The sequence below is a fragment of the Nocardia sp. GTS18 genome (genome assembly GCF_013839555.1).
Taxonomy (GTDB): Bacteria; Actinomycetota; Actinomycetes; order Mycobacteriales; family Mycobacteriaceae; genus Nocardia; species Nocardia rosealba.
Map to the genome: position 1 here is coordinate 13,858 of NZ_JACBIU010000031.1, position 21,181 is coordinate 35,038.

At 68.9% G+C, this 21,181-nt stretch carries 21 protein-coding genes and 1 pseudogene; 8 read left to right on the plus strand and 14 right to left on the minus strand.

Features of this window, described 5'->3' with window-relative positions; genetic code table 11:
- The first annotated feature begins 7 nt into the window (after positions 1-7).
- Complete coding sequence (locus HYG95_RS25215) at positions 8-316, plus strand: Rv3235 family protein (RefSeq protein WP_067496918.1); 309 nt, start codon at positions 8-10, stop codon at positions 314-316.
- 6 nt (positions 317-322) lie between these two features.
- Here the strand turns inward: HYG95_RS25215 and HYG95_RS20415 are convergent, their stop codons facing one another.
- Together HYG95_RS20415 and HYG95_RS20420 are read right to left on the minus strand one after the other, a co-directional pair.
- Positions 323-811 (minus strand): DUF4254 domain-containing protein, encoded by a 489-nt coding sequence (locus tag HYG95_RS20415; protein ID WP_181700089.1) that lies wholly within the window; start codon positions 809-811, stop codon positions 323-325.
- Between the two features lie 97 nt (positions 812-908).
- A complete protein-coding gene (locus HYG95_RS20420; RefSeq protein WP_181700091.1) occupies positions 909-2,054 on the minus strand; it encodes an acyl-CoA dehydrogenase family protein in 1,146 nt (381 codons plus the stop codon).
- A gap of 331 nt (positions 2,055-2,385) precedes the next feature.
- On the opposite strand from HYG95_RS20420, the gene HYG95_RS20425 reads away from it, so the two are divergent.
- Positions 2,386-3,672: a hypothetical protein gene (locus HYG95_RS20425; protein WP_181700093.1), complete on the plus strand. Its 1,287-nt coding sequence runs from the start codon at positions 2,386-2,388 to the stop codon at positions 3,670-3,672.
- A 192-nt stretch (positions 3,673-3,864) separates the two neighbouring features.
- Positions 3,865-5,094 (plus strand): hypothetical protein, encoded by a 1,230-nt coding sequence (locus HYG95_RS20430; RefSeq protein WP_181700095.1) that lies wholly within the window; start codon positions 3,865-3,867, stop codon positions 5,092-5,094.
- Positions 5,095-5,229: 135 nt separating this feature from the next.
- Here HYG95_RS20430 and HYG95_RS20435 read toward each other — a convergent pair whose 3' ends face one another.
- From HYG95_RS20435 to HYG95_RS20480, 10 genes and pseudogenes are all read right to left on the minus strand, one after another.
- Positions 5,230-6,807, minus strand: a complete 1,578-nt coding sequence (locus tag HYG95_RS20435) for an AIM24 family protein (RefSeq protein ID WP_181700097.1) — start codon at positions 6,805-6,807, stop codon at positions 5,230-5,232.
- 66 nt (positions 6,808-6,873) lie between these two features.
- Positions 6,874-7,434, minus strand: coding sequence for a GNAT family N-acetyltransferase (locus HYG95_RS20440; protein WP_181700099.1), 561 nt, complete (start codon positions 7,432-7,434; stop codon positions 6,874-6,876).
- Entirely contained in the window at positions 7,431-8,405 is a 975-nt protein-coding gene (locus tag HYG95_RS20445) for an ABC transporter substrate-binding protein (RefSeq protein ID WP_181700101.1), read from the minus strand. The genes HYG95_RS20440 and HYG95_RS20445 overlap by 4 nt, the downstream gene beginning before the upstream one ends.
- A 32-nt stretch (positions 8,406-8,437) precedes the next feature.
- On the minus strand, positions 8,438-9,517 hold the full coding sequence (locus HYG95_RS20450) for an iron ABC transporter permease (RefSeq protein WP_181700103.1): 1,080 nt from the start codon (positions 9,515-9,517) through the stop codon (positions 8,438-8,440).
- Between the two features lie 194 nt (positions 9,518-9,711).
- Positions 9,712-10,425, minus strand: a pseudogene (locus HYG95_RS20455) (ABC transporter ATP-binding protein); the annotation flags it as partial.
- A complete protein-coding gene (locus tag HYG95_RS20460; RefSeq protein WP_181700107.1) occupies positions 10,422-11,399 on the minus strand; it encodes a kinase in 978 nt (325 codons plus the stop codon). The pseudogene HYG95_RS20455 and the gene HYG95_RS20460, both read right to left, overlap by 4 nt.
- Entirely contained in the window at positions 11,396-12,661 is a 1,266-nt protein-coding gene (locus HYG95_RS20465) for an MFS transporter (RefSeq protein ID WP_181700109.1), read from the minus strand. The genes HYG95_RS20460 and HYG95_RS20465 overlap by 4 nt, the downstream gene beginning before the upstream one ends.
- Positions 12,658-13,740: a PLP-dependent cysteine synthase family protein gene (locus HYG95_RS20470; protein WP_181700111.1), complete on the minus strand. Its 1,083-nt coding sequence runs from the start codon at positions 13,738-13,740 to the stop codon at positions 12,658-12,660. Before HYG95_RS20470 ends, HYG95_RS20465 begins: the two co-directional genes overlap by 4 nt.
- Positions 13,737-14,558, minus strand: a complete 822-nt coding sequence (locus HYG95_RS20475; protein WP_370465858.1) for a hypothetical protein — start codon at positions 14,556-14,558, stop codon at positions 13,737-13,739. Before HYG95_RS20475 ends, HYG95_RS20470 begins: the two co-directional genes overlap by 4 nt.
- Positions 14,555-15,814 (minus strand): ATP-grasp domain-containing protein, encoded by a 1,260-nt coding sequence (locus tag HYG95_RS20480; RefSeq protein ID WP_181700113.1) that lies wholly within the window; start codon positions 15,812-15,814, stop codon positions 14,555-14,557. Before HYG95_RS20480 ends, HYG95_RS20475 begins: the two co-directional genes overlap by 4 nt.
- A gap of 100 nt (positions 15,815-15,914) precedes the next feature.
- On the opposite strand from HYG95_RS20480, the gene HYG95_RS20485 reads away from it, so the two are divergent.
- Together HYG95_RS20485 and HYG95_RS20490 are read left to right on the plus strand one after the other, a co-directional pair.
- Positions 15,915-16,607: a hypothetical protein gene (locus HYG95_RS20485; RefSeq protein ID WP_181700115.1), complete on the plus strand. Its 693-nt coding sequence runs from the start codon at positions 15,915-15,917 to the stop codon at positions 16,605-16,607.
- A 94-nt stretch (positions 16,608-16,701) separates the two neighbouring features.
- Positions 16,702-18,126: an amidase gene (locus HYG95_RS20490; protein ID WP_181700117.1), complete on the plus strand. Its 1,425-nt coding sequence runs from the start codon at positions 16,702-16,704 to the stop codon at positions 18,124-18,126.
- A 4-nt stretch (positions 18,127-18,130) separates the two neighbouring features.
- Here HYG95_RS20490 and HYG95_RS20495 read toward each other — a convergent pair whose 3' ends face one another.
- On the minus strand, positions 18,131-18,355 hold the full coding sequence (locus HYG95_RS20495) for a hypothetical protein (protein ID WP_181700119.1): 225 nt from the start codon (positions 18,353-18,355) through the stop codon (positions 18,131-18,133).
- Between the two features lie 199 nt (positions 18,356-18,554).
- Positions 18,555-19,004 carry a MarR family winged helix-turn-helix transcriptional regulator gene (locus HYG95_RS20500; protein WP_181700121.1) on the minus strand — a complete coding sequence of 150 codons (450 nt, stop codon included), beginning with the start codon at positions 19,002-19,004 and terminating at the stop codon, positions 18,555-18,557.
- Positions 19,005-19,074: 70 nt separating this feature from the next.
- On the opposite strand from HYG95_RS20500, the gene HYG95_RS20505 reads away from it, so the two are divergent.
- The 3 genes from HYG95_RS20505 to HYG95_RS20515 all read left to right on the plus strand — a co-directional run bounded on the left by HYG95_RS20505 (position 19,075) and on the right by HYG95_RS20515 (position 21,171).
- A complete protein-coding gene (locus HYG95_RS20505; protein ID WP_181700123.1) occupies positions 19,075-19,449 on the plus strand; it encodes a cupin domain-containing protein in 375 nt (124 codons plus the stop codon).
- 67 nt (positions 19,450-19,516) lie between these two features.
- Positions 19,517-20,446, plus strand: coding sequence for a metal ABC transporter substrate-binding protein (locus HYG95_RS20510; RefSeq protein ID WP_181700125.1), 930 nt, complete (start codon positions 19,517-19,519; stop codon positions 20,444-20,446).
- Positions 20,443-21,171: a metal ABC transporter ATP-binding protein gene (locus tag HYG95_RS20515; protein ID WP_181700127.1), complete on the plus strand. Its 729-nt coding sequence runs from the start codon at positions 20,443-20,445 to the stop codon at positions 21,169-21,171. Before HYG95_RS20510 ends, HYG95_RS20515 begins: the two co-directional genes overlap by 4 nt.
- Positions 21,172-21,181: the final 10 nt, after the last annotated feature.

Consider the following 21,181-nt stretch of genomic DNA (forward strand, 5'->3'; position numbering starts at 1 on the left):
GGACACAATGCGATTCGCCGAGCAGGTGCTGCGGTGGGTGCTCGAAGTTCTCGATCGGCGTCGGTCGGTGACGCATCTGCGACCCTTCGCCGATCCGCTGGTGGTGTCGGCGGTCGCCACCATGCTCGCCCAGGATCTGGTTCCCGGAAAGGGATTGGGCGCCGCCAATCTCACTCGTGTACGTCAGACCTCGGCGGAACCTGGAGCAGCTGAAGTGTTCGCCCTGTATCAGCGGGGCGACCGCACTCTCGCCATCGCCGGACGGATCGAATCAGGCAAGGACACCTGGCGGTTGGTCGCGCTGCGAATGTATTGAAGAAGGCTATTCGGTGCCCGGCCGATGCTGGTCGGCCTGGTCGCGGCCGCTGTCGGGGGCGTCGTCGGAGCCATCGGGCAGGCGGCGCGTGCCGTTGGCCACCTCGGCGACGAGATCGTCGTAGCCGCAGGCCAATTCGTGCAGCCGCTGCTGGGCGGCGCGCAAATCGGCCTCGGCGCCGCAGGCCAGCGCCCGGTAGGTGAGCGCGGCGAAATGGGCCATGCGATCGACAACGGCGCCGATGCTCTCGGTGTGCATCGGCGCCGTGGTCGGTGGTTTCGGCGAGCGGAGCAGCACCCAGCGGTCGATCTCGCAGACCAACCGGGCGCGCTCCCAATCGATATCGCTGGTGTCGCCGGGCACCAGCTGTTCGCGGCGTTCGTGCAGGGCCGCCAGTTCGTGCGCGGCCGCGAGCACGGGGTCGGCGGACCCGGCGACCCCGCACACGGCACGCATCATGTCGGCGCGGGCAGGCAATCCCGGTTCCCTGTCCACGTTTCGCCGCACCATCCTTGTCCTGTTCGTACCGCTTTCCGAAGAACATTCGTCCCGGTTGCGGATACGGATAGGTCGGACGGTTCCGCCCGCGGTCCTACAGGCTGCGCGCGATGATCTCCTTCATGATCTCGTTGGTGCCCGCGTAGATCAGCTGCACGCGGTTGTCCACCCACATGCGCGCGATCGGGTACTCGTTCATGTAGCCGTAGCCACCGAACAGCTGCAGGCAGGTGTCGGCGATCTGCATCGCCTTGTCGGTGCACCACCACTTGGCCATCGCGACGGTGGGGATGTCGAGCTCGCCGCGCAGGTGCTTCTCGATGCAGTCGTCGATGAACACGCGCGCGATGCGGGCCTCGGTGGCCACCTCGGCCAGCTTGAACTTGGTGTTCTGGAAACCGAACACCGGGCGGCCGAACGCCTCGCGCTCCTTGGTGTAGCGCAGCGTGTGCTCGAGCGCCACCTCCATGCCCGCGACCGCGCCGTGGGCCACGATCAGGCGCTCCTGGGGCAGCTGCTGCATCAGCTGGACGAAGCCCTGGCCCTCCTGGGAGCCGAGCAGGTTGCTCACCGGGACGCGCACGTCCTCGAAGAACAGCTCGGAGGTGTCCTGGCCCTTCTGACCGATCTTGTCGAGCACGCGGCCGCGACGGAAGCCCTCGCGGTCGGCCTCGACCAGCACCAGCGAGACGCCGGAGGCGCCCTGGGTGGGGTCGGTCTTGGCGACCAGGATGATGAGGTCGGCCTGGGCGCCGTTGGTGATGAAGGTCTTGGAGCCGTTGATCACGTACTCGTCGCCGTCGCGGATCGCCTTGGCCTTCACGGCCTGCAGGTCGGAGCCGGTGCCGGGCTCGGTCATGGCGATGGCGCCGACGACCTCACCGGAGGCCATCTTGGGCAGCCACTGCTTCTTCTGCTCCTCGGTGCCGTAGGCGAGCAGGTAGTGGGCGACGATGCCGTTGTGCAGGCTCACGCCCCAGGAGGTGTCGACGGCGCGCGCCTGCTCCTCCATCAGCACCGCCTCGTGGGCGAAGGTGCCGCCACCGCCGCCGTACTCCTCCGGGATCGACAGACAGAGCAGACCTACTTCGCCCGCCTTGTTCCACAGGTCGCGATCCACATGGTGCTGCTCGCGGTACTTGTCGATATTCGGGACGAGTTCCTTGGCCATGAAGGCGCGGGCGAGGTCGCGCAGGGCGTCCAGATCCTCGTTCATCCAGCTGGACCGATTGGCGGCCATCGAGTCTCCTTATTACGGCTCGGCACAGCACCGGCCTCAGGCGTGACCGGTGGTTACGGATACAGTGTGTACCAATATTGGCGGAGTGACAATAGCGGCTTCGGTCGGGGTGGCGAACGGTGTTCGACAACATTTGAGCCGCAGTGAAGTGAAAAGTGGGCTGTTTCGGCCGCAGGTGTGAAATGCGCGTGTCGCTCGCGGCGCGCCGCATTTGGGCAGTGGTGTGGGAGCATCGGTTTCGCGCCGGAGGGTGAATGCATTAAGAATGGCGTGTGCCGTTCACACGTGTGCTCACCTGTCTGCCATCGCGATCCCGGGGCGGTGGTCTGGCATGACCAGCGAATCGCCCCTCGAGGACGACGTCAGCCAGCTCGCCCAGCGCGTCGAACGGGCGCGCGGACGACTCGCCTACCAGTTCGACCCGGCGCTCACCGACGCCCTGTCCGAGGACGAACTGCGCGCCGAACGTGAACTCGCCGAACGCATCCGCGAACAGGATCGCGAGCAGCGTTGGAAACACACCCAGGCGATGGCGCAGGCCTCGGACCGTGCAAGGCAGACCACCGAAGCTATCGAGAAGGCCGACATGCGAGATCTGCTGCTCGCCAGGAAGGCGATGGCCGCCCAGCGGCGCGAATCGAGCCCGCACGCCAAACTCGCCTCGCTGTATCGGCACCGGTCCTGGTCACTGAAAGCCCTTGCGGGCGTGGTCGCCGCCGGCATGCTGTGGTCGGCGGTGAACGTGCAGCAGAACATCGCGCCCGGCGGGCCGACCGACCCGCTGTTCTGGTTCAGTTACCTGCTCGAGGCCATGATCAGCGTGTGTCTGATCATCATCATGGTCGGCACCAACAAGGTGGCCGAGTGGGGTGTCATCGACAACCGCCGCCAGGTTGCGCTGGCCGAAATGGCGCTGCTCTCGCTCACCGTCACGCTCAACACCTATCCCTATGTGCGTGACGGCCGCTGGTACGACGCCGCCGTGCACGCCGTCGCGCCCGTGATGATCGGCGTCGCGCTGCTCATCCACGACGCGGTGAGTGCCAGGTACGGCCTGGCGATCACCCGGGCGACCAGCCAGGTCAGGGACCTGCCCGACCCCGCCGAGAGCATCCTCAACCGGCAGGCCGTCGACGGCGTGCGCCTCACCTACACCCCGCCGATGACCGGAAGCACCCGCATCGAGTCGGCACCGCCCGCGCCGTCGGTGACCGCCCCGATCACCCGCGAACCCGCCTGGACCCCGTCCGAGCCGGTCTCCAACGGCAGGCCGGCCGAGAAGCGCAAGCGTTTCGGCATCGGCAAGCCGTCCTCGGGTGACAAGGCAACGGCCAAGAAGACCGTCGTCGCCGCCGCCGAGCCGGTGAAGGAAGCGCCCAAGCCGGTCGAGCAGGTGAAGACCACCGACTCGGTCCCCGCCGCCCGCAAGAGCACGATCTCCGACATCGAGGCCCGAGTCGAAAAGGCCTTTGCCGAAGCCAACTTCGGCTACGAGGCCATCGAGCCGACCAGCATCTACGACACCGGCCAGTTCCGTATCGCCGAGAGCCTGGAGCAGGAACTCAACGAGATGCGCGAGGCTCGGCGGCAGGCCCGCAAGGAGCGCGCGGGGTCGTAGACGGGGCCTCGTCGCCTCCCACTCGCGGTCCGACATGCCGGGCGCCGCTCGGACACGGAGCCACACCGAACGCTGAAACGGAAGCTACCGTCGTAGCCTCCACGACCGGCGATGCCGACGGCACCGAACCGTTTCACCATGGCGGGCGATTCGTCGGCGGCGTGGGCGCTGTTTCGGACGGCAGGGGTGTGAATGAACATGCGTGTGGTGGTCGCTGCGGCGGTCGGCTTGATCGGCGGGTATGTCAGCGGGTGTGCGATCGCGTGTGCCGACCGTGCGTTCGCTGTTGTCGCGTCCGGATCGGGCTGGTTGTTTCCGCCGGAGCCGGTGTACGAGGCGACCGGGGCTGCCGTCGTCGCGGTGCTGACCATCGCTCTGATCAGTCGGTTCGCGCCCCGTCGGATCGTTGTCGCGGTCGCCGGGGCGGTCGGGATCGTGTTGCTTGTGGCAGGCGCCGGTACGGCTGTGGAACAGCGCGTGGTGGTCGCGGTCGGTGCCGGGCTAGTTATCGGGGCAGCCGTGCTTCCGGTGGGCGCGCGGGTGTGGTTCGTGGCCGGCTCGCTGATCGCGGTGCTGTACGGCGAGCGACTCGAGGTCGATACCGGGATGCCGGAGCGGTACGCGGACTACCTGGAGGCACCGTCGACTTCCGGGCCTGCAGTGAGTTGGGCTGTACTCGTCGCACTGGTGGCAGCGCTGGTCGTCTACGGGTTTCGCGGGCAGGCGGTGGATGGCGAGGCCACCGGCCGGGGAGTGCTGACGGGCATCGCTGTCCCGCTCAGCCTGGCGGTGTCGGTCGCGGTGACCGCCCAGGCCGGTGGAGACCCTGCTGTCGCGGTAGCGACGGTCGCCGTGATCGCCCTTGTCGCGCTGAGCTTTCGGTTGCCGCGGCAGGACGGAACGGCCGTGCTGACGGTGCTGGCGGTGGCGGCGATGCTCGCCGTGGACTCGTCGGCGGTCTCCGGGCCGGATCGGCTCGGTGCGTCGGCGCAGATCGGGCTGGTGGTGGTCGGTGTGCTGATCGGCATAGCTCGTCGGCGGCCGCTGATAGGAATTCTCGGGTGCGGGGTGGTCACCGCCAGTGGGCTGCTCCCGGCCGTCGTCGACTCCACGACCCTCACAGACCTCACCTTCCGCTTCGTGCTGCCCGCCGTGGCCGGATTCGCGATCGGCACGTGTTTTCCCGCCGCACCGACTACCGCCGTCACAGCATTCGCCGTGCTGTTCGTCGCGACGTTGCTCGGAGACACCCGGTTCACCGGAGGCAGCGAGTCCGGGTGGACCGCGTACGTTCCCGACACGTACTCCCCGGCGCTGGACAGCAAAACGCCCGTCCTGATCGCGACGGCCGTCATCGTCGGCTGTGCGCTGCTGGTGTGGCGGCGTCACGCTCCCGATGAGCAGGGCACGCCGCACCGCTGACCGGGCTTTTCAGTGGCTACCGTATGCGCGAGCAGCACCGCCGCCCTCGACTGTAAGGGCGTCGGGGTGCTCCGTCGCAGACGTTTCGGGCAATGGGCGGTCGTGGCCGACGGCCCGACCCGGTGTGGACGCCGTTCAGCCGAAGAGGCTGCCGCCGGTGCCTGCTTGCTGCCCGCCGCCGGTGCCGCCGAGGAGGCCGCCGGGAGGGAGTTCGGAGGGCTGGACGATGACGAAGCCGCGGCCGGAGAAGGACAGGGTGCTCGCTTCGCCGGTGCTGCGGCCGATGAGGCGGCCCAGGCCGAAGGAGTCGTTGCGTTTGATGCCGGTCTGCAGGCTGGAGGACCAGGCCACGGCGGCGTTGGGGTCGGCGTAGGTGGCCTGGTCGACGGTGAGGACGACCGGGGTGCCGTGGGTGGTGATGGCGATGCGGCCGCGGCCGGTGAAGACGCAGTTGAAAAGACCCGCGTTGGAGGCGATTCCGGCCGCGCCCTGTACCCGGCCGATGTCGTAACGCAGGGTGGAGTCGAAGGCGAGCACGTTGGCGCCGTTGATGGTGAGACCGTCGGAGCCGTCGAGGTCGATGATGTGCACGTCGGCGGCGCTGTTGGCCAGGAACAGGTCGCCGCGCCCGCTCACCTTCATCAACGGCACACCCTCGCCGGTGAGGTGCTGCCGGATCGCGCGGCCGATGCCACCGGAGCCGAGCGCTTCGAATTTCAGGTCACCCTGGTAGGCCACCATCGAGCCGGACCGCGCCATCACCTCCCCGTTCAACCCGACCTTGACCATCTTGCCGCCCTGCTTCTGGATACCGAGGCCGTTGACCTCGGCATGCGAGGGGTCGAACAGGTCGCTGTGCACGGGTGGGACTCCTTGCTGAGAGGCGTACGAAGATTGCGCACCAGGGTGAGCGGGTGGTGGGGAACCCGGTTGACCAGGCTGGGGGAACTGCCCAGGCGGCGGGTAGGCGGCGGGTCCGGGGGTTGGTGCATATCCGGGCGCAGGAGCGTAGGCGCCTTGTCCGGGGGCCGGGGCCTGCCCAGGTGGTGGGTACGTGCCAGGTGGTCCGGGAGGTGCGAACTGCCCGGGAAGGCCGTGACCAGGAAGGGGGTGACCCCCGCCCACCGGGGGCTGCCCGGGAGGCATCGGGGCGCCGGGATGCTGCGGCGGGTGCGCGGGAAGTGTCGTATTCCCTTGGGGCGCGGCGGGTTCCGGTTCGTCGTCGAGGTTCACCCCGTAGGCCGACGCGATGCCCGCGAGTCCGTCGTCGTATCCCTGGCCGATGGCGCGCACCTTCCACGCCCCGCCGCGTCGGTAGATCTCCACGCACACCACACCGCTCTCGGTGGTGAGCCCGGAGACGGGGAACGTCAGGGCGGTCGGCCCGGACTGGATGGTGGCGGTGAGATCGCCGACGGCGGCGAAGGTGGCGGGCCCGCGTCCGTCGAGACTTGCGGTCACCACCACCTTGTCCACATCGGCGGGCAGCGCGGAGGTCTTCACCTGCACGATGTCGGGCCCACCGTTGCCGTGCCGGTACACCACACCCGGCCCGGTCGGCTGGTTGAAGAAGACGAAGTCGGCGTCGGAGCGCACCTTGCCCGCGGTGTCGAGCAACAGCGCCGACACGTCGACCGGGGCCGAACAGGCCACGGTGACGGTCAGCTCATCGCCCGGCGCGGGCCGGTTCTCTCCCGGTGCGAGCACGGTCACGACACGGCACCCGGACGCGGGCGGTTTCGCTGCTGTTCCACGAGTTCGATAGTGCCGTGTGAGCCGTCACCGCGCCAGTTCCCGATCCGGCCGGTCGAGGGGGACCTCGAGGTGCACGGTCTGGAATCCGTCGTGCGGACCGCGCGCGTCGTGCACGATGTGGCCGAAGGTGAGCCAGAACTCCAGGGCGCCCGGTGTCCGCGCGTCGGTGTGCAGGTACAGCCGGTCGAATTCCGTTGTTTCCTGGACAGTTTCGACGGCGGCGGTGACGAGCCGGGTGGCCAGCCCACGCCGGTGGTGCTCGGGCCGGACGTAGACCCGGAACAGCTGGGCGGTGGTGCCGTCGGGATAGCGGCGTGCCAGCTCGGCCGGATGTGGTGGGTGCGCAGGCCCCTGCGCGCGGATCGCGGTGGTACCGACGACGACTCCCTCGTGCTCGGCCACCCACAGGCGATTGCGCGGGTGACGCAGGTACGTGGCGTCGAGGTCGATCACGTCGTGGTGGTGTTCGGGCAGGTAGCCGATGCCGAACACCTGGTAGAAGGTGTCGAGCATGACGCTGCGCGCGCCGGTCAGGTCGCCGGGACCGGCCGGGCGGACGAGATAGTCGGTGGTGGTCGAGGTCATCGCAGGCCCGCCAGTTCGCGGTCGAGCACTTCCAGACCCTCGACGGCGACCGGTCCCGGACCGGTGTAGCCGAAGGGCGCGACGATGATCCGGTTCTCGCGGATGGCGCGCAATCCCGCCAGCTCGGGGCGCTGGCGAAGGGTGGTTCGCACCGATTCGGGGGTCTGGTCGCCCTGGGTGAGCAGGATGATCACCTCGGGATCCTGGGCGATGAGCGTTTCGGTGTTGGCTTCGAAATTGCGTTTGGCGATGTCGCCGTAGATGTTGGACAGGCCGAGGATGCGCATCTGTTCGTGGACGGTGCTCTGGGAGCCGTAGGCCTTGAGCTGGGCCCCGTCGCGCGACAGGATCAGCGCCGCCGCACGTCGAGGAGCAGTTGTGCCGCTGTGCTTTTCGGTGACCGCTCGCACGCGCTGCCGCAGCGTCGCGACTTCGGCGTCGGCGGCGCCCGCGGTGCCGAAGAGCTTGCCGTAGAGCGTGATGTCGGCGAAGACGTCCTCGAAGGTGCCCGCCGCGTCGCGGCAGTAGCCACGGGTGACGATCAGCGGGATGTTCACCTGGGCCAGGTCGTCGGGGGTCACCGACAGTCCCTCGACGCTCACCACCAGGTCGGGGGTGCGGGCGATGATCTCCTCGCGAGCGAGTTCGGCTGTCGGAGCGGTGATCTCGATGCCTTTCAGGGCATCACCGTACTGGCCCGGGAAGGCGGCGGCTTCGAAGGTGCGAGTGACGATGCGGTCGGCGGCACCGGCGGCGGCGATCGTCGGCGCGGCGATGGAGCCGACGGTGACGACCCGCTGCGGTGGCGCGGCGAAGGTGACATCACGCCCACAACTCGAAACGGTCAGGGGGAAGCCGTCTTCCGCCGTGGTGGTGGCCGGTGCGGGCGCGCCGCAACCGGTGACGACAGCGGCGAACAGCGCGAGAGCGGGGATCGCACGGTGACGTGCGGAGGAGACACCTGTGAACACGGTGATCGGTATTCCTTTCGATGGAGCAGAAATCAGGAGGCGCGGGAGCGCCGGATCAGCAGCAGGAGCAGGGGCGCGCCGACAGCGGCGGTGACGATGCCGATGGGCAATTCGCGCGGCGCGAAAACGGTGCGCGCACCCACATCGGCGATCACCAGAAACAGCGCGCCGAGCAGGGCGCTCACCACCAGCAGGTGCCGGTGGGTTCCGCCGACACACAGCCGCGCCACATGCGGAACGATGAGCCCGACGAAGCCGATCGCCCCCGCGACGGCCACCACCGCACCGACGGCCAGTGCCACGATCAGCAACGCCCACAACCGGATTCGATTCGGGGCGAAGCCGAGCGTGCGCGCGGTGTCGTCACCCGCGGCGAGCGCGTCCAGGCGTGGCGCCATCAGCAGCACCGCGAGCAGGGCGCCCGCGACGACGGCGACGGTGGTCGTCACCGAGGACCAGGCCGCCGGGGCGAGCGAGCCGAGCAGCCAGAACAGCACGGTCCGCGCGCCTTCGGGGCGGTCGGAGGCGAAGATCAGAAAGCTCGTGGCGGCCGAGAAGATGTAGCCGATGGTCACCCCGCCGAGCAGCAGTCGCAGCGAGGTGAGCTGCCCGTTGATCCGGGAGATGGCGAACAGCAGCACCGTGGCGATCAGTGCCCCGATGAACGCACTCGCCGCGAGTGCGGCGGAGGTGGCCGCCGCGCTCACGCCGAACAGCAGGTAGACGGCGGCACCGGTCGAGGCGCCCGAGGTGACGCCGAGGATGTGCGGATCGGCGAGCACATTGCGCACGATGGTCTGCAGAACGGCGCCGGTGATCGCCAGGGCGGCGCCGACGAGCGCGCCGAGTAGCACACGCGGCACCCGGACGAGCCAGACGATCGAGTCCTGCGCGGTGGTCCAATCGGGAGTCACCGGTCGGCCGAACGTGTGGTGGCCGATGATCCGGGCAACGGTGCCCGGCGGAACGGCCACCGGCCCCAACCCGGCCGCCACCAACACGGTGACGGCGAGTGCGATGAGCAGTCCGCCGATCAGCAGCACTGCGCGCGTGCGGTGCCGTGCGTGATCGAGGTCGTCGACGATCTGCTCGACTTCCAGTGTCGCGGTCATCGCGTCGCCGCCTCTCGGGTGTCGGTCGTCGACGATGACCCGACGGGGCCGTCATCGGTGAGTTCTGCTGCGCCGTCGGGAGTGTGGTCAGCCGGCGTGGGGTGGATCTCGGCGGCCTCCGCGACAACCGGGTTGTGTTCTTCCGCATCGTCCGACGGTCCGAAGAGGAGTTGGGTGGCGCCGAAGGCGGTGGTGCGGCGGACGGGGATGCGGTAGACGGGCTCGAGGGTTTCGGGGGTGAGGACCTCGTCGACCTCGCCTGCGGCGGCGACGCGGCCGTTGTCGAGCAGGACCAGGTGGTCGCAGTAGCGGGCGGCCAGGTTCAGGTCGTGCAGGACGACGATGGTCGTCGTCTCGTCGAGGCCTCGGACCAGGGAGAGCAGTTCGTGCTGGTAGCGGATGTCGAGGTGGTTGGTCGGTTCGTCGAGGAGCAGGTGGTCGGCCTGCTGGGCCAGGGCGCGGGCGATGAGGACGCGTTGACGTTCGCCGCCGGAGAGGGTCGCGAAGGGGCGGTCGGCCAGGTCACGGGCGCCGACGCGGGCCAGGGCGGCGGCCGCGGTGATGCGGTCGGCGCGTGAATACCCTTGGAAGGCACCGACCCAGGGCGCCCGGCCGAGCAGAACCGTCTCGGCGACCGTGATCGGCGTGTCCGGTGGTGATTCCTGAGCGACGACGGCCAAGCGGGTGGCGAGGTCCCGTCCGCGCAGTGTGCCGACCGGGGTGGCATCGATCGTGATGGTCCCACCAGCCGGGCGCAGGGCGCGGTACAGCAGGCGCAGCAGCGTCGACTTGCCCGACCCGTTCGGGCCGATCAGCCCGACCGTGCTGCCCGGCTCGGCGCGGAAACTGATGTCGTCCAAGGTGATTCGTCCGCCGTAGCCGAAGCGGACCTGTTCGATGGTGATCATGCGGGTAGCTCTCTGCTCGGGAGGCGCTCGTGCGGAAGCCGGTGTCCCCGGACCGGTCGGCGGGTGTGATGCACGCTCACCGCGCAGCCGAAGGAAGCGCAGAGCTGCTCTGCGGCAGCGAGTTTGGTGCGATAGTCGCGGTCGTTCTCGCTCAGCAGGATTCCGGTGGTCGTGCCGCTGTGCGCGACGACGACACCCACCGCGCCGAGCGCGCGTGCTTCCCGGATGGTCGAGTCCAGATGCGGGCGGTGGCGGAACGCGGCGCTGAGCACAGCGCTGCGGGTGGCCACCGCGCCGATCGCCGTCACGTCCCCGCGCACGATCGCGACACCGAGTTCGTCGAGCAATCCGGCGTATTCGCGCTGGTGCCCGGGGCCGAAAGACGGTTCGGTGCAGTTGAATTCGACGGTGTCGACCATCCCGCCCTCGTCGCCGGTGACGATGGTCAGCGGCGGCAGGGCGCCCAGCCGGGTGTGCAGACGCACCTCCCGATGAAAATAGGCGACCGTGCCGGAATACATCACCCCGTCGGAGGGCTCGATGGCACGCAGGTCGGCTTCGAGTTCGGTGAGGCCGACCGTGCGGCCTTCGGCATCGGCGACCGCGCGAGCCGTCGCCACCAGGTCGGCGGTGGAGCTGGCCAGGCCTTTGCCCTCGGGCAATTCGCTGCGCACGGTGAGTCGTCCGCCGCGCAGCACCCGTGAGCGCGCGACCATCGCGCTCGCCAGGCGCCGAGCCTTCGACTTGTGGCCGGGGACGACGGTGATGTCGTCACCTCCGGGTTCGAAGACGGCGACGGAGCCGTGCTGGATGGGCAGCGTGACGAGGAAATGGCGGTCCCCGTCGAGCACGCCCTGCAGCAGCTCCCCGCAACTGCCGTTGGCGCGGCCGACGCCGATACCCGGAGTGTCGGCCGTCCGGTGCTCGACGAAAGGCGTGCGCCACTCGCGCACCGGATGGCGGGAATCAGTCATGTGCGGTCTCCCGAGTGAGCGATGTCGGCATCGGGCAGCACGGCCCGCCGATGCAAGCCGAGGATCGCGACCGCGGACAGCACGCCGATCCCGGCGCACAGCAATGCGGGCGGCCAGGTGAGCGACCCGCCCGCCCGGTCGAGCACCGCGCCGCTGAGCGAGGTCGCGACGACGGTGAACAGTCCCGATGCCAGGTAGAAGGCCCCGAAATAGGTTCCGGTGAGCCGGTTTCCGGCGAAGCGGCCGATCGACTCGTTCACGAACGGCTGTACCGCCGTCACCCCGACGGCCAGCACTACCGCGCCTGCCACCACGGGAGTCACCCGCAGTACGGTCCCCGCGAGTCCACTGCCCACGCCGGTGACGACACCCGCGGCGGCCGGGGCGATCAGGAACGACACGCCCATGATCGCCATTCCGGCCGCCATCGCGGGCCCGCGCCTAGGCCGACGGATGAGCGCTGCGGTGACCCGAACCTGCAGGGCCACAACGGCTATGGTCTCCACCACGAACAGCGCGGCCACCGCCGCGGCGCGGTACCGGGGCTCGGCGCTGTCCTGTGCCTGCAACGTGAGCAGAAAATAGATCTGGCTCTGCAATGCGAACATCGGCATCAGGGCGAAGGTGAACGCCCAGAAACGGCGATCGGTGAACACGGTCGTGAAGTCGGCGCCGATCCCGCTCTCGTGCGCGGGAACCGGTCGCGCGGGCAGCAGTATCCACTGAACCACCGCAAGCACCACGAAAATCACGGCCGCGACCAGGGCGGATATCCGGAAGCCCGCCGCGATCAGCACGGTCCCCAGCACCGGCCCGATCGCCGATCCCGCATTGCCGAACACGTTGAACAGCGCGAACGCCTCCGCCGACCGCGAACCACTGTCGGTGGCGATATACGCGCGCACGGCCGGATTGAACAGCGCGCCCGCGAAACCCGTGAGGATCGCCGCCGCGAGCACCACCGGCAGTGAACCACCGAGTGCGAACAACGCGAACCCGAGCGCCCGCACGGCCAGCCCCACCATGATCACGCCCCGCGCCCCCAGCCGATCCGCCGCCGAACCCCCGACGAGGAACAGGCCCTGCTGACTCAGGTTGCGCACCCCGAGCACGACGCCGACCACGGCCGCCGACAGCGCGAGGTCGTGCAGCAGATAGTCGGCGAGAAACGGGATCAGCAGATAGAAACCGATATGCCCGACCAGATGATTGACCAGCAGCAACCGCACGCCCTCGGGCAGCGCGAGAAACGTCGTCCTCACCCGAGCACCTCGGCAGCGTCGTCGTGCACTGCGGTGGCGGGATCGGTCGACGCGGGGGCGGGGTCGCGGACCACTGTGCAACGGCCCCAGCCGCTGACCTCGGCGCAGTCGGGGGTCGGGATGGTTGTGGGTTCTGTTGCGGGAGGGGCGAACAGGCCGTTCGCGCGGCACCAGGTGTCGTTGTAGATGGTGCGGAGGTAGCGGTGGGGGCCGTCGGGGAAGACGGTGAGTACGCGGGAGTGCGGTTCGCGGTCGGCGATCCAGGCGGCGACCAGGGCGGCGGCACCGGTGCTCCAGCCGCCCGCGATTCCGGTGCGTGCCGCGAGTGCGCGGCAGGACGCGACGGCTTCGGCGGCACCGACCCAGTGCACCTCGTCGAAGTCGGCATAGGCCACGTTGCGGGGGAGGATGCTGCTGCCGAGGCCGCGCATGAGCCTGCGGCGGTCGGGCTGACCGAAGATGCGTGAGCCCACGGCGTCGACGCCGATCACCCGCAGCCGAAGCCAGCGGGTACGCAGCACGCGGGTGAGTCCCGCGCAGTGGCCGCCGGAACCGATCGAGGCGACGAGCACATCGACGTCGTCGACCTGCGCGAGGATCTCGGCGCCCATGGCCTGGTAGCCAGCGGCATTGTCGGGGTTGTCGTACTGGTCGGGCCAGTACGCGCCGGGTGTCGCGGCCAGCAGTTCGGCCAGCCGGTCGAGTCTGGCCTGCTGCCAGCCGCCGGTCGGGTGCGGGGTGGTGACCACCTCGAGGGTGATGCCGAACGCCGAGAAGAGGGCGCGCAGGTCCGGTTCCAGTTCGTCGTCGACAACCAGCACGATCGGATGTCCGAGCGCCTTGCCTGCCAGGGCAAGACCCAATCCAAGTGTGCCGCTGGTCGATTCGATGATCGTCGCACCCGGTGCGAGGTCGCCGCGCGCGGCCGCCGCCCGCATCATCGAGACGGCCGCACGAGCCTTCATCCCGGCGATGCTCGCCGATTCGAGTTTGGCTGTGTACCAGCTTTTTCCGGTAGGGATCCGGACGACCGGGGTGCCACCGATCAGCTGCAGCAGGCCGGGTTGCGGTGCGGTCATGAGAGCTCCCGGTAGGTGACCAGGGTGCTCGCGGCACCGTCGAGAGAGAAGAACGGATACGGCTCGGCCGAGATGGCGTGCACTCCGGCGCCGAGGAACCAGGGCAGCACCGCGCTGCCCGTCTGCGCGAAGAGAACCAGGGGTAGTCCCCGCTCGCGCGCGATCGCGCGGAATTCGTCGAATGTGCCGTTGCCCAGGGTCATTCCGGTGACGAGCAGTCCGTCGTAGTCGGACGGAGCCGATGCCACGGACTCGAAGATCGGTTCGCCCCACTCGGTGACACCGCCCGCGAGATCGCAGGGCACATAGGCGATACCACGGTCGCGCAACTCGGCCAGCAGCGAACCGACCACCCCGACCACCAGTACCTTGGTGACCCCGGAGGGGAGCAGATCGATGACGGTGTCGGCGCGGCGCCGCGATTTCGTCAACGAGGTCGGTCCCGCCACAACCACGGGGCTACCGTGCAGACCACCTGCGTGGGGGTGCGGGTGCACATGCATCAGATAGGCATCGAGCGCCGCGACACGCACCGCCCCGACCCGGTGTTCGAGCAGGTCACCGACGGTCGCCGCGACACAGTCGTCGATCAGATCGCCGGTGGCCGAACCGGGTTCGAGCCCACACGAGCCGACTGCCGCACCGACCCGGATGCTGAGCACCTCGTTGCGGTAGGCGCGGGTGCGTCCTGCGTGCCTGGTGCCGTAGGTCGTGAGAAAGGCGGTCGATGCTTTCAGAGTGTCGGGGTCGGGGCCGAGTCGTCCGGATCGTGCCCACGTGGTGAGCTCGGCCATCGAGGCGGGGTGCGTCTGGATCACGCGGCACCGCCGTCGAGCTCGACGCGCAGCTCGGAGATCAGGGCATCGGCGAGTTTGCCTGCCTCGCCCGGATTTTCGGACGTCACGAGGACGTGGCCGAGGTAGGTGTTGTTGTCGGTGGCCGGTCGGACCTCGGCGCCGGGTTCCGGGAGTTTGTGTTCCACGATGCGCGGATCGTCGGCCCAGCCGGCCGCCCCGGCGACACGGATCACCACGCCTGCCCGGTCGGGGACGGCGAAGGCGACGGCGGCGCTCCCGGCATCGGTCTGCCGCGGGGTGAGCTCAGGTGTCCCGCCCAGGACTGCCTCGACATGGACCCTGGTGAGGTCGATGCCGGTGACCCGGCGGACCAGCTCGGTGATCCGGTTGCCTGCGGGCCGTGGGTTCACCTCGATCAGGCACGGCCCGTCCGTCGTGAGCTTGACCTCGGTATGGGCGACAGTCGCGTCGAGACCGAGCGCTTCGACTGCCGCAACGGCGGTCTCGGCGACGGCCTGGTGGTCGATAGCCGACAGGTCGGCCGGGAACATGTGGCCCGACTCGATGAAGGCGGGGGCGCCGGTGAGCTGCTTGTCGGTGACCCCGACGACAGTCGTCTGCCCGGCAACGGTCACCGTCTCCACACTGAATTCCGGCCCCTGCACGCATCTTTCGACCAGCACCTGCGGTGACCTGCGCTGCCCACGCGCGTTCACCGGGAATCCAGCGATACGCTCGACTGCGGCGCGCAACTCGGCGTCGTCGTCGACCCGGCACACGAACATCCCGCCACACAGATCGATCGGCTTCACCACCAGCGGATAGCCCAATCGATCTGCAGCGCCGAGGATCTCGTCCGTCGTCTCGGCGACCGCGAAGTCCGGCCCGGGAACTCCGGCAGCGCGACACATCTCGCGGGTCAGGTACTTGTCGCACGCCGCCACCACCGCCTCCCGGCCGGGACCGGGCAGACCCAGATCGGTGGCGATCGCGGCCACCGTCGGCAGGTAGTAGTCGCACGAGGTGAGTACGCCGTCGAAACCGAAGAGCTCGTGCAGCTTTCGTACATACGGCAGCAGCGCGGCCTCGTCGTTGGTCTCGGCGGTGAACACATTGTCAGCGGCCAGCAGCGGGTGCGGCGACGGTGTGCCCGGGCGGAGGTAATGCCCGAGATCCCTGGTCAGGAAGCTGAATCGGTGTCCGCCGTCCTTGATTCCCTGCGGCAGCAGGGTGCTCATCGAGCCGACCCAGCTCTCCACCATCAGCAGATGTCCCACTACGACCTCCCAGCCTCATCGATATGATAATGATAACCATTATCGATACGATTGCCACCGCCGGTCACCGCGATCGGCTGAAATCGATGAGGAATCACCCATGTTCTTGAAGAAAATCGCTGTGCCCGTGGCACTTTCGTTGTCGGCGCTGGCCGTCACCGCAGCCGGTGCCCAGGCGGAACCCGCGGCACCGCGGCCGGTCGAATACACCGCGCACACCGACGGCACCACCTCGGTCATCGAGATCGAGCACGGCTCGCTGGTGGTCGACAACGGCACCCTGCAGGTGCGCGACGCGGCAGGCACCGTCGTCGGCGCGACGCCGCTGACCTTCGCCGTCGACGACTTCCAGTTCCCCATCGACGCGCGGGTCGAGGGCGCAACGGCGACCCTCACTCCCGTGCTGAGCATGGACAAGGCCGTCTACAAGCCGGTCGCCCTGCCGTTCGAGGACAAGGCGCCCTGGAAGTCCGAATACGACCGTGAACAGGCCGCCTGGTCCCGGATGACGAGCACCATCTCCATGGGCGCCACCATCGGCACCCTCGTCGGTGGCATCGGCGGCGCGGCCCTCGGTTGCCTCGCCGGTGCCGCCGCGGGCGTCGTGCTCACCGGTGCCTTGCTCACCCTGTTCGGTGCGGGACCGCTGGCCGGTTGTGTCGCGGGTGCGGCCGCCGTCGGTTTCCTCGGTGTCCTCGCGGGTCAGATCTTCGTCACCGCGCCGGTCGCCATCGGCGCCGTGATCCAGTACGTCACCACGATCAACCAGCCGTTCACGGCGCCTGCCAAGTAGGGGTCCGCTCGTGCGGCTCGCCCACTGCTGGGCGGGCCGCACTGTCTGAGCGAAGTTCGTTACCCGCGCGTACGGTCGCGATTAGGCTGCGGTCATGAGCTCTGCCGTCCACGGATTCACCGACGACGCCCTCGGCGACCACGACGCCGTCGGCCTCGCCGCCGCACTGCGCGCCGGGGAGGTGAGCCGGGCCGAGGTGATCGAGGCCGCGATCGCCCGGACCCAGGCCGTCGACCCGCGCCTAGACGCCGTGCAGGTGCGCAGCTTCGAACGGGCCGCCTCGGCACCCGAAACCGCCGGCGTGTTCGCCGGGGTGCCCGCGTTCGTCAAGGACAACACCGATGTCGCCGGGCTGCCTAGCTGTCACGGGTCGGCCGCGTTCACGCCGCACCCGGTGACGGCGACGAGCGGACCCGCCGCGCAATTCCTGCACTCGGGTGTCGTCGTGCTCGGCAAGTCGACCCTGCCGGAGTTCGGGCTCACCGCGAGCACCGAGTTCGTCCACCGCCCGCCGACGCGCAACCCGTGGAATCCGGAGTTCTCGGCGGGCGCGTCCTCGGGTGGGTCGGCGGCGCTGGTCGCGGCCGGGGCGGTGCCGATCGCCCATGCCAACGACGGCGGTGGTTCGATTCGCATTCCCGCCGCCGCGACGGGCCTGGTGGGATTGAAGCCCACCCGGTACCGGCTGCTCGACCAGCCGGGCGCGCGCAAACTGCCGGTGCATCTGGTGGCCGAGGGTGTGCTCACCCGGTCGGTGCGCGATACGGCGCATTACCTGGCCGCGGTCGAGAGTTTCGGTGCCCACCCGAAACTGGCGCCGGTGGGGCTGGTGGAAGGGCCGAGTGCGCGACGACTGCGCATCGGCGTGGTCACCGCCGACGTGTTCGGCAGGCCGGTGCATCCCGACAACCGGGCCGTCCTCGATTCGGCCGTCCATGTCTTCGCGGGCCTCGGGCACGAGATCGTCGCGAAGCGGCTGGAGGTCGACCCGCGCTTCGTCGACGACTTCAAGCAGTACTGGGCGGTGATGGCCGCGGCGATGACGCTGTCGTTCCGGCTCGGTCATCGCGGACGATTCGACGCGCGCAAACTCGACCCGTTCACCACCGGCCTGATCGGAATGGCCAAACGCAACCCACTGGGTTCCGCGGCGGCCGCGTGGCGGCTACGCGCCGGAACCGCCGCCTACGACCGGCACTTCGCCGATATCGATGTGATGCTCAGCCCGGTGCTGTCGCACCCGGCGCCGCGCATCAGTGAACTCGCGCCGGACCAGCCCTTCGACGACCTGTTCGCCAAGCTCGTCGACTATGTCGGCTTCACGCCGCTCAACAATGTCGGTGGGGGACCGGGCATCTCGCTTCCGCACGGACTGCTGCCGACGGGTCTGCCCGGCTCGGTGCAGCTGGCCGCCCCGCGCGGCGCGGAGCGAACCCTGCTCGACCTGGCCTATCAGCTGGAAGCGGCCAGCCCGTTCCCCCGGATCACCGACCGTCGCGCCGACGCGGGCGCGGCCTGAGGGCTCAGTTGTGGCGGGTCGCCACGTTGATCGGGCGGAGGCTGCCGGTGGTGCCCGCCTCGAACGCCCAGTGCTCGCCCCGCCAGGTGGGGTGCTCGGTGCGCCAGCGGTCCACCAGCCGAGGGTCTTCGAGGGAGGCGACGACACCGGCCGAACCGGTGTACTGCAGCCGCTCGTACTTGTGGCGGGTGATGGTGTCGACCGAGGTGACGGTGGCAAGAGCAGACATTCGAACTCCGGGATAGCGGGAACGGTGCGTGACGAGGCACGGCCCGGACCGGCGGCCCGGGGTGCTGCGGTGGCGCGTCACCGCTCGCAGCCGAGTATGCCGCTCGTCGCGATGTCGCGCGCAGGTTTCGAAAATCCTGTTGTTCGGATTAACGGATACCCGAAACAAGATCGTTCGTCCGCCGCGAAGGGTTACGTCCTCACCAGCTCGGGCGGACCCGGCCGGGGGCGACCACCCGGGCCAACGCGTCCCTGACCTGCACGAGGTCGCCCGTGCCAAGGGTTTCGGACCAGTTTTTGGTGAGTTCGCCCAAGGCCGCGTCGGCGGCGCGAGTACACGCCCAGCCGCGATCGGTGAGCGTGATGAGCCGGGCGCGTGCGTCGCGTGGGTGCGGATTGCGTTCGACGTAGCCCTTGGTGACCAGCTCGTCGACCAGTTGGCTTGCCGCCTGCTTGGTGACGCCGAGATGCTCGGCGATCTCACCGACGGTCGCCCCGTCGGGTGCCATTCGCACGAAGGCGAATCCGTGTGCCGGCCGTACATCGGGGAAGCCGGCTGCGGCGACCCCGGCCTGGACTGCGTCGGTCACCTGGGCGGCTGCCGCGAGCAGCAACAAGGGGAGGTCACCGGCAGGGGGCATGCTCGTCATTCTGGCACTTGACGGGATAGGAAAGCTACTTGACTATATAGACAAGTAACTTGACCATAAGGGAGACGCAATGCCGGTAGTCCGTTCCGCCGACGCCCAGGTGCACGAAGTGCACAACGCCCGCTTCACCTCGTTGATCCGCCCCGGCACTGGCAGTTCCGACCTGTGCGTCTGGCAGACCGAGATCGCGCCCGGCACGGTCGGCGTCGCTCACCGGATCCTCGGGGAGGAGGCATTCGTGCTGCTCACGGGCGAAATCGTCCTCACCATCGACGGTGAGTCGGCCACCCTGCGACCCGGTGATGCCGCCGTGGCGCCCGCCGGTTCGCTCATCGCGCTCACCGACGAAGCCGGGGCGGGCGCGCGATTGCTGGTCACCGTCCGCGCCGGCTTCGCCGCGGAGTTGCCGGACGGGTCGACTTTCGTTCCGCCCTGGGCATCGTGACCGGTCACCACCGCTGTTTCGGTGGCTGAACTTGAAAGTTCGGTCACCCGAACAATATAATTCCGGGATGAAGGTTGGGTTCCACCGTTCGCCGCGAGTACTCGCGGCGTGCGCGCTGAGTGTCATGGTGTTCGCGCTCACCGCTTGCGGTGGCGTCGCCGCGTCCGACGACGACCGGAAGGTGGTCCTCACCACCTTCACCGTGCTCGCCGATATGGCGCGCAATGTGGCCGGTGAGCATCTGCGGGTCGAGTCGATCACCAAGGTCGGCGCCGAGATCCACGGGTACGAGCCGACGCCGGGGGATATCAAGAAGGCCGCCAAGGCCGATCTCATCCTCGACAACGGCCTCAATCTCGAGGCCTGGTTCGCCCAGTTCGTCGCCGACCTCGAGGTGCCGCACGCCGTGGTGAGCGAGGGCGTGACACCGATGAACATCAGCGAGGACGCCTACGCGGGCAAGCCGAATCCGCACGCGTGGATGTCGCCGGTGAACGCGCAGATCTATGTGGACAACATGGTTCGCGCGTTCACCGACCTCGACCCCGACCACGCCGACGCCTACCGCGCCAACGGCGAGGCGTACAAAACCGAGCTCGGCGCGGTCCGTGACGAGCTGGTGGCCGCCGTCAGCACGTTGCCCGCCGACCAGAAAGCGCTGGTCACCTGCGAGGGGGCGTTCTCCTACCTGGCCCGCGACGCGGGGCTGACGGAGAAGTACATCTGGCCGGTCAACGCCGAACAGCAGGCCACACCGCAGCAGATCGGGTCGGTGATCGACTTCGTCCGCCAGCGTGGGGTGCCCGCCGTGTTCTGCGAGTCGACGGTGTCGGACGCGCCGATGCAGCGCGTGGTCGAGGCGACCGGTTCGCGCTTCGGCGGCACGCTGTATGTCGACTCGCTGTCGGAGGCGGACGGTCCCGTGCCGACCTACCTCGACCTGATCCGGCACGACGCCGACACCATCGCGGCGGCACTGGCGGGAGCACCGAAATGACCGCGCCTGTTGTCGAAATCCAGGACGTGACAGTTCATTACGGCGATGTGCTCGCCCTCGACAACGTGGAACTCACCTTGAAATCGGGTCGGGTTTGCGGGCTCATCGGGATGAACGGGTCGGGGAAGTCGACACTGTTCAAGACCGTCATGGGGCTGGTGACGCCCGATCGTGGCCGGGTGCTGGTCAACGGTGGCGCACCCGCCGCCGCGCGCAAGGCGGGCGCCCTCGGGTACGTGCCGCAATCCGAGGACGTGGATTGGACGTTCCCGCTGTCGGTGCGTGATGTGGTGATGACCGGGCGCTACGGAAAAATGGGTTTCACCCGGCGCGCGAGCAAGGCCGACAAGGCCGCCGTGGAAGAGGCTCTGGCCCGGGTCGAACTCACCGACTTCGCCGACCGGCAGATCGGTCAGCTCTCCGGAGGACAGAAGAAACGGACCTTCGTGGCCCGCGGCATCGCGCAGGAGGCGACGATCCTGCTGCTGGACGAACCGTTCGCCGGTGTGGACAAGCGCTCCGAGGCCACCATCACCGCGCTGCTGCGTGAGCTGGCCGCCGGTGGCGCGACGATCCTCGTGTCCACCCACGACCTGCACGCCCTGCCCCAACTGGCCGACGAGGCAGTGCTTTTGAACCGCCGGGTACTCGAACACGGCGACCCCGACGTGGTGTTGCGGCCCGAGAACCTGGCCAAGGCATTCGGATTGGACACAGACCGGTGACCCTCGAAGA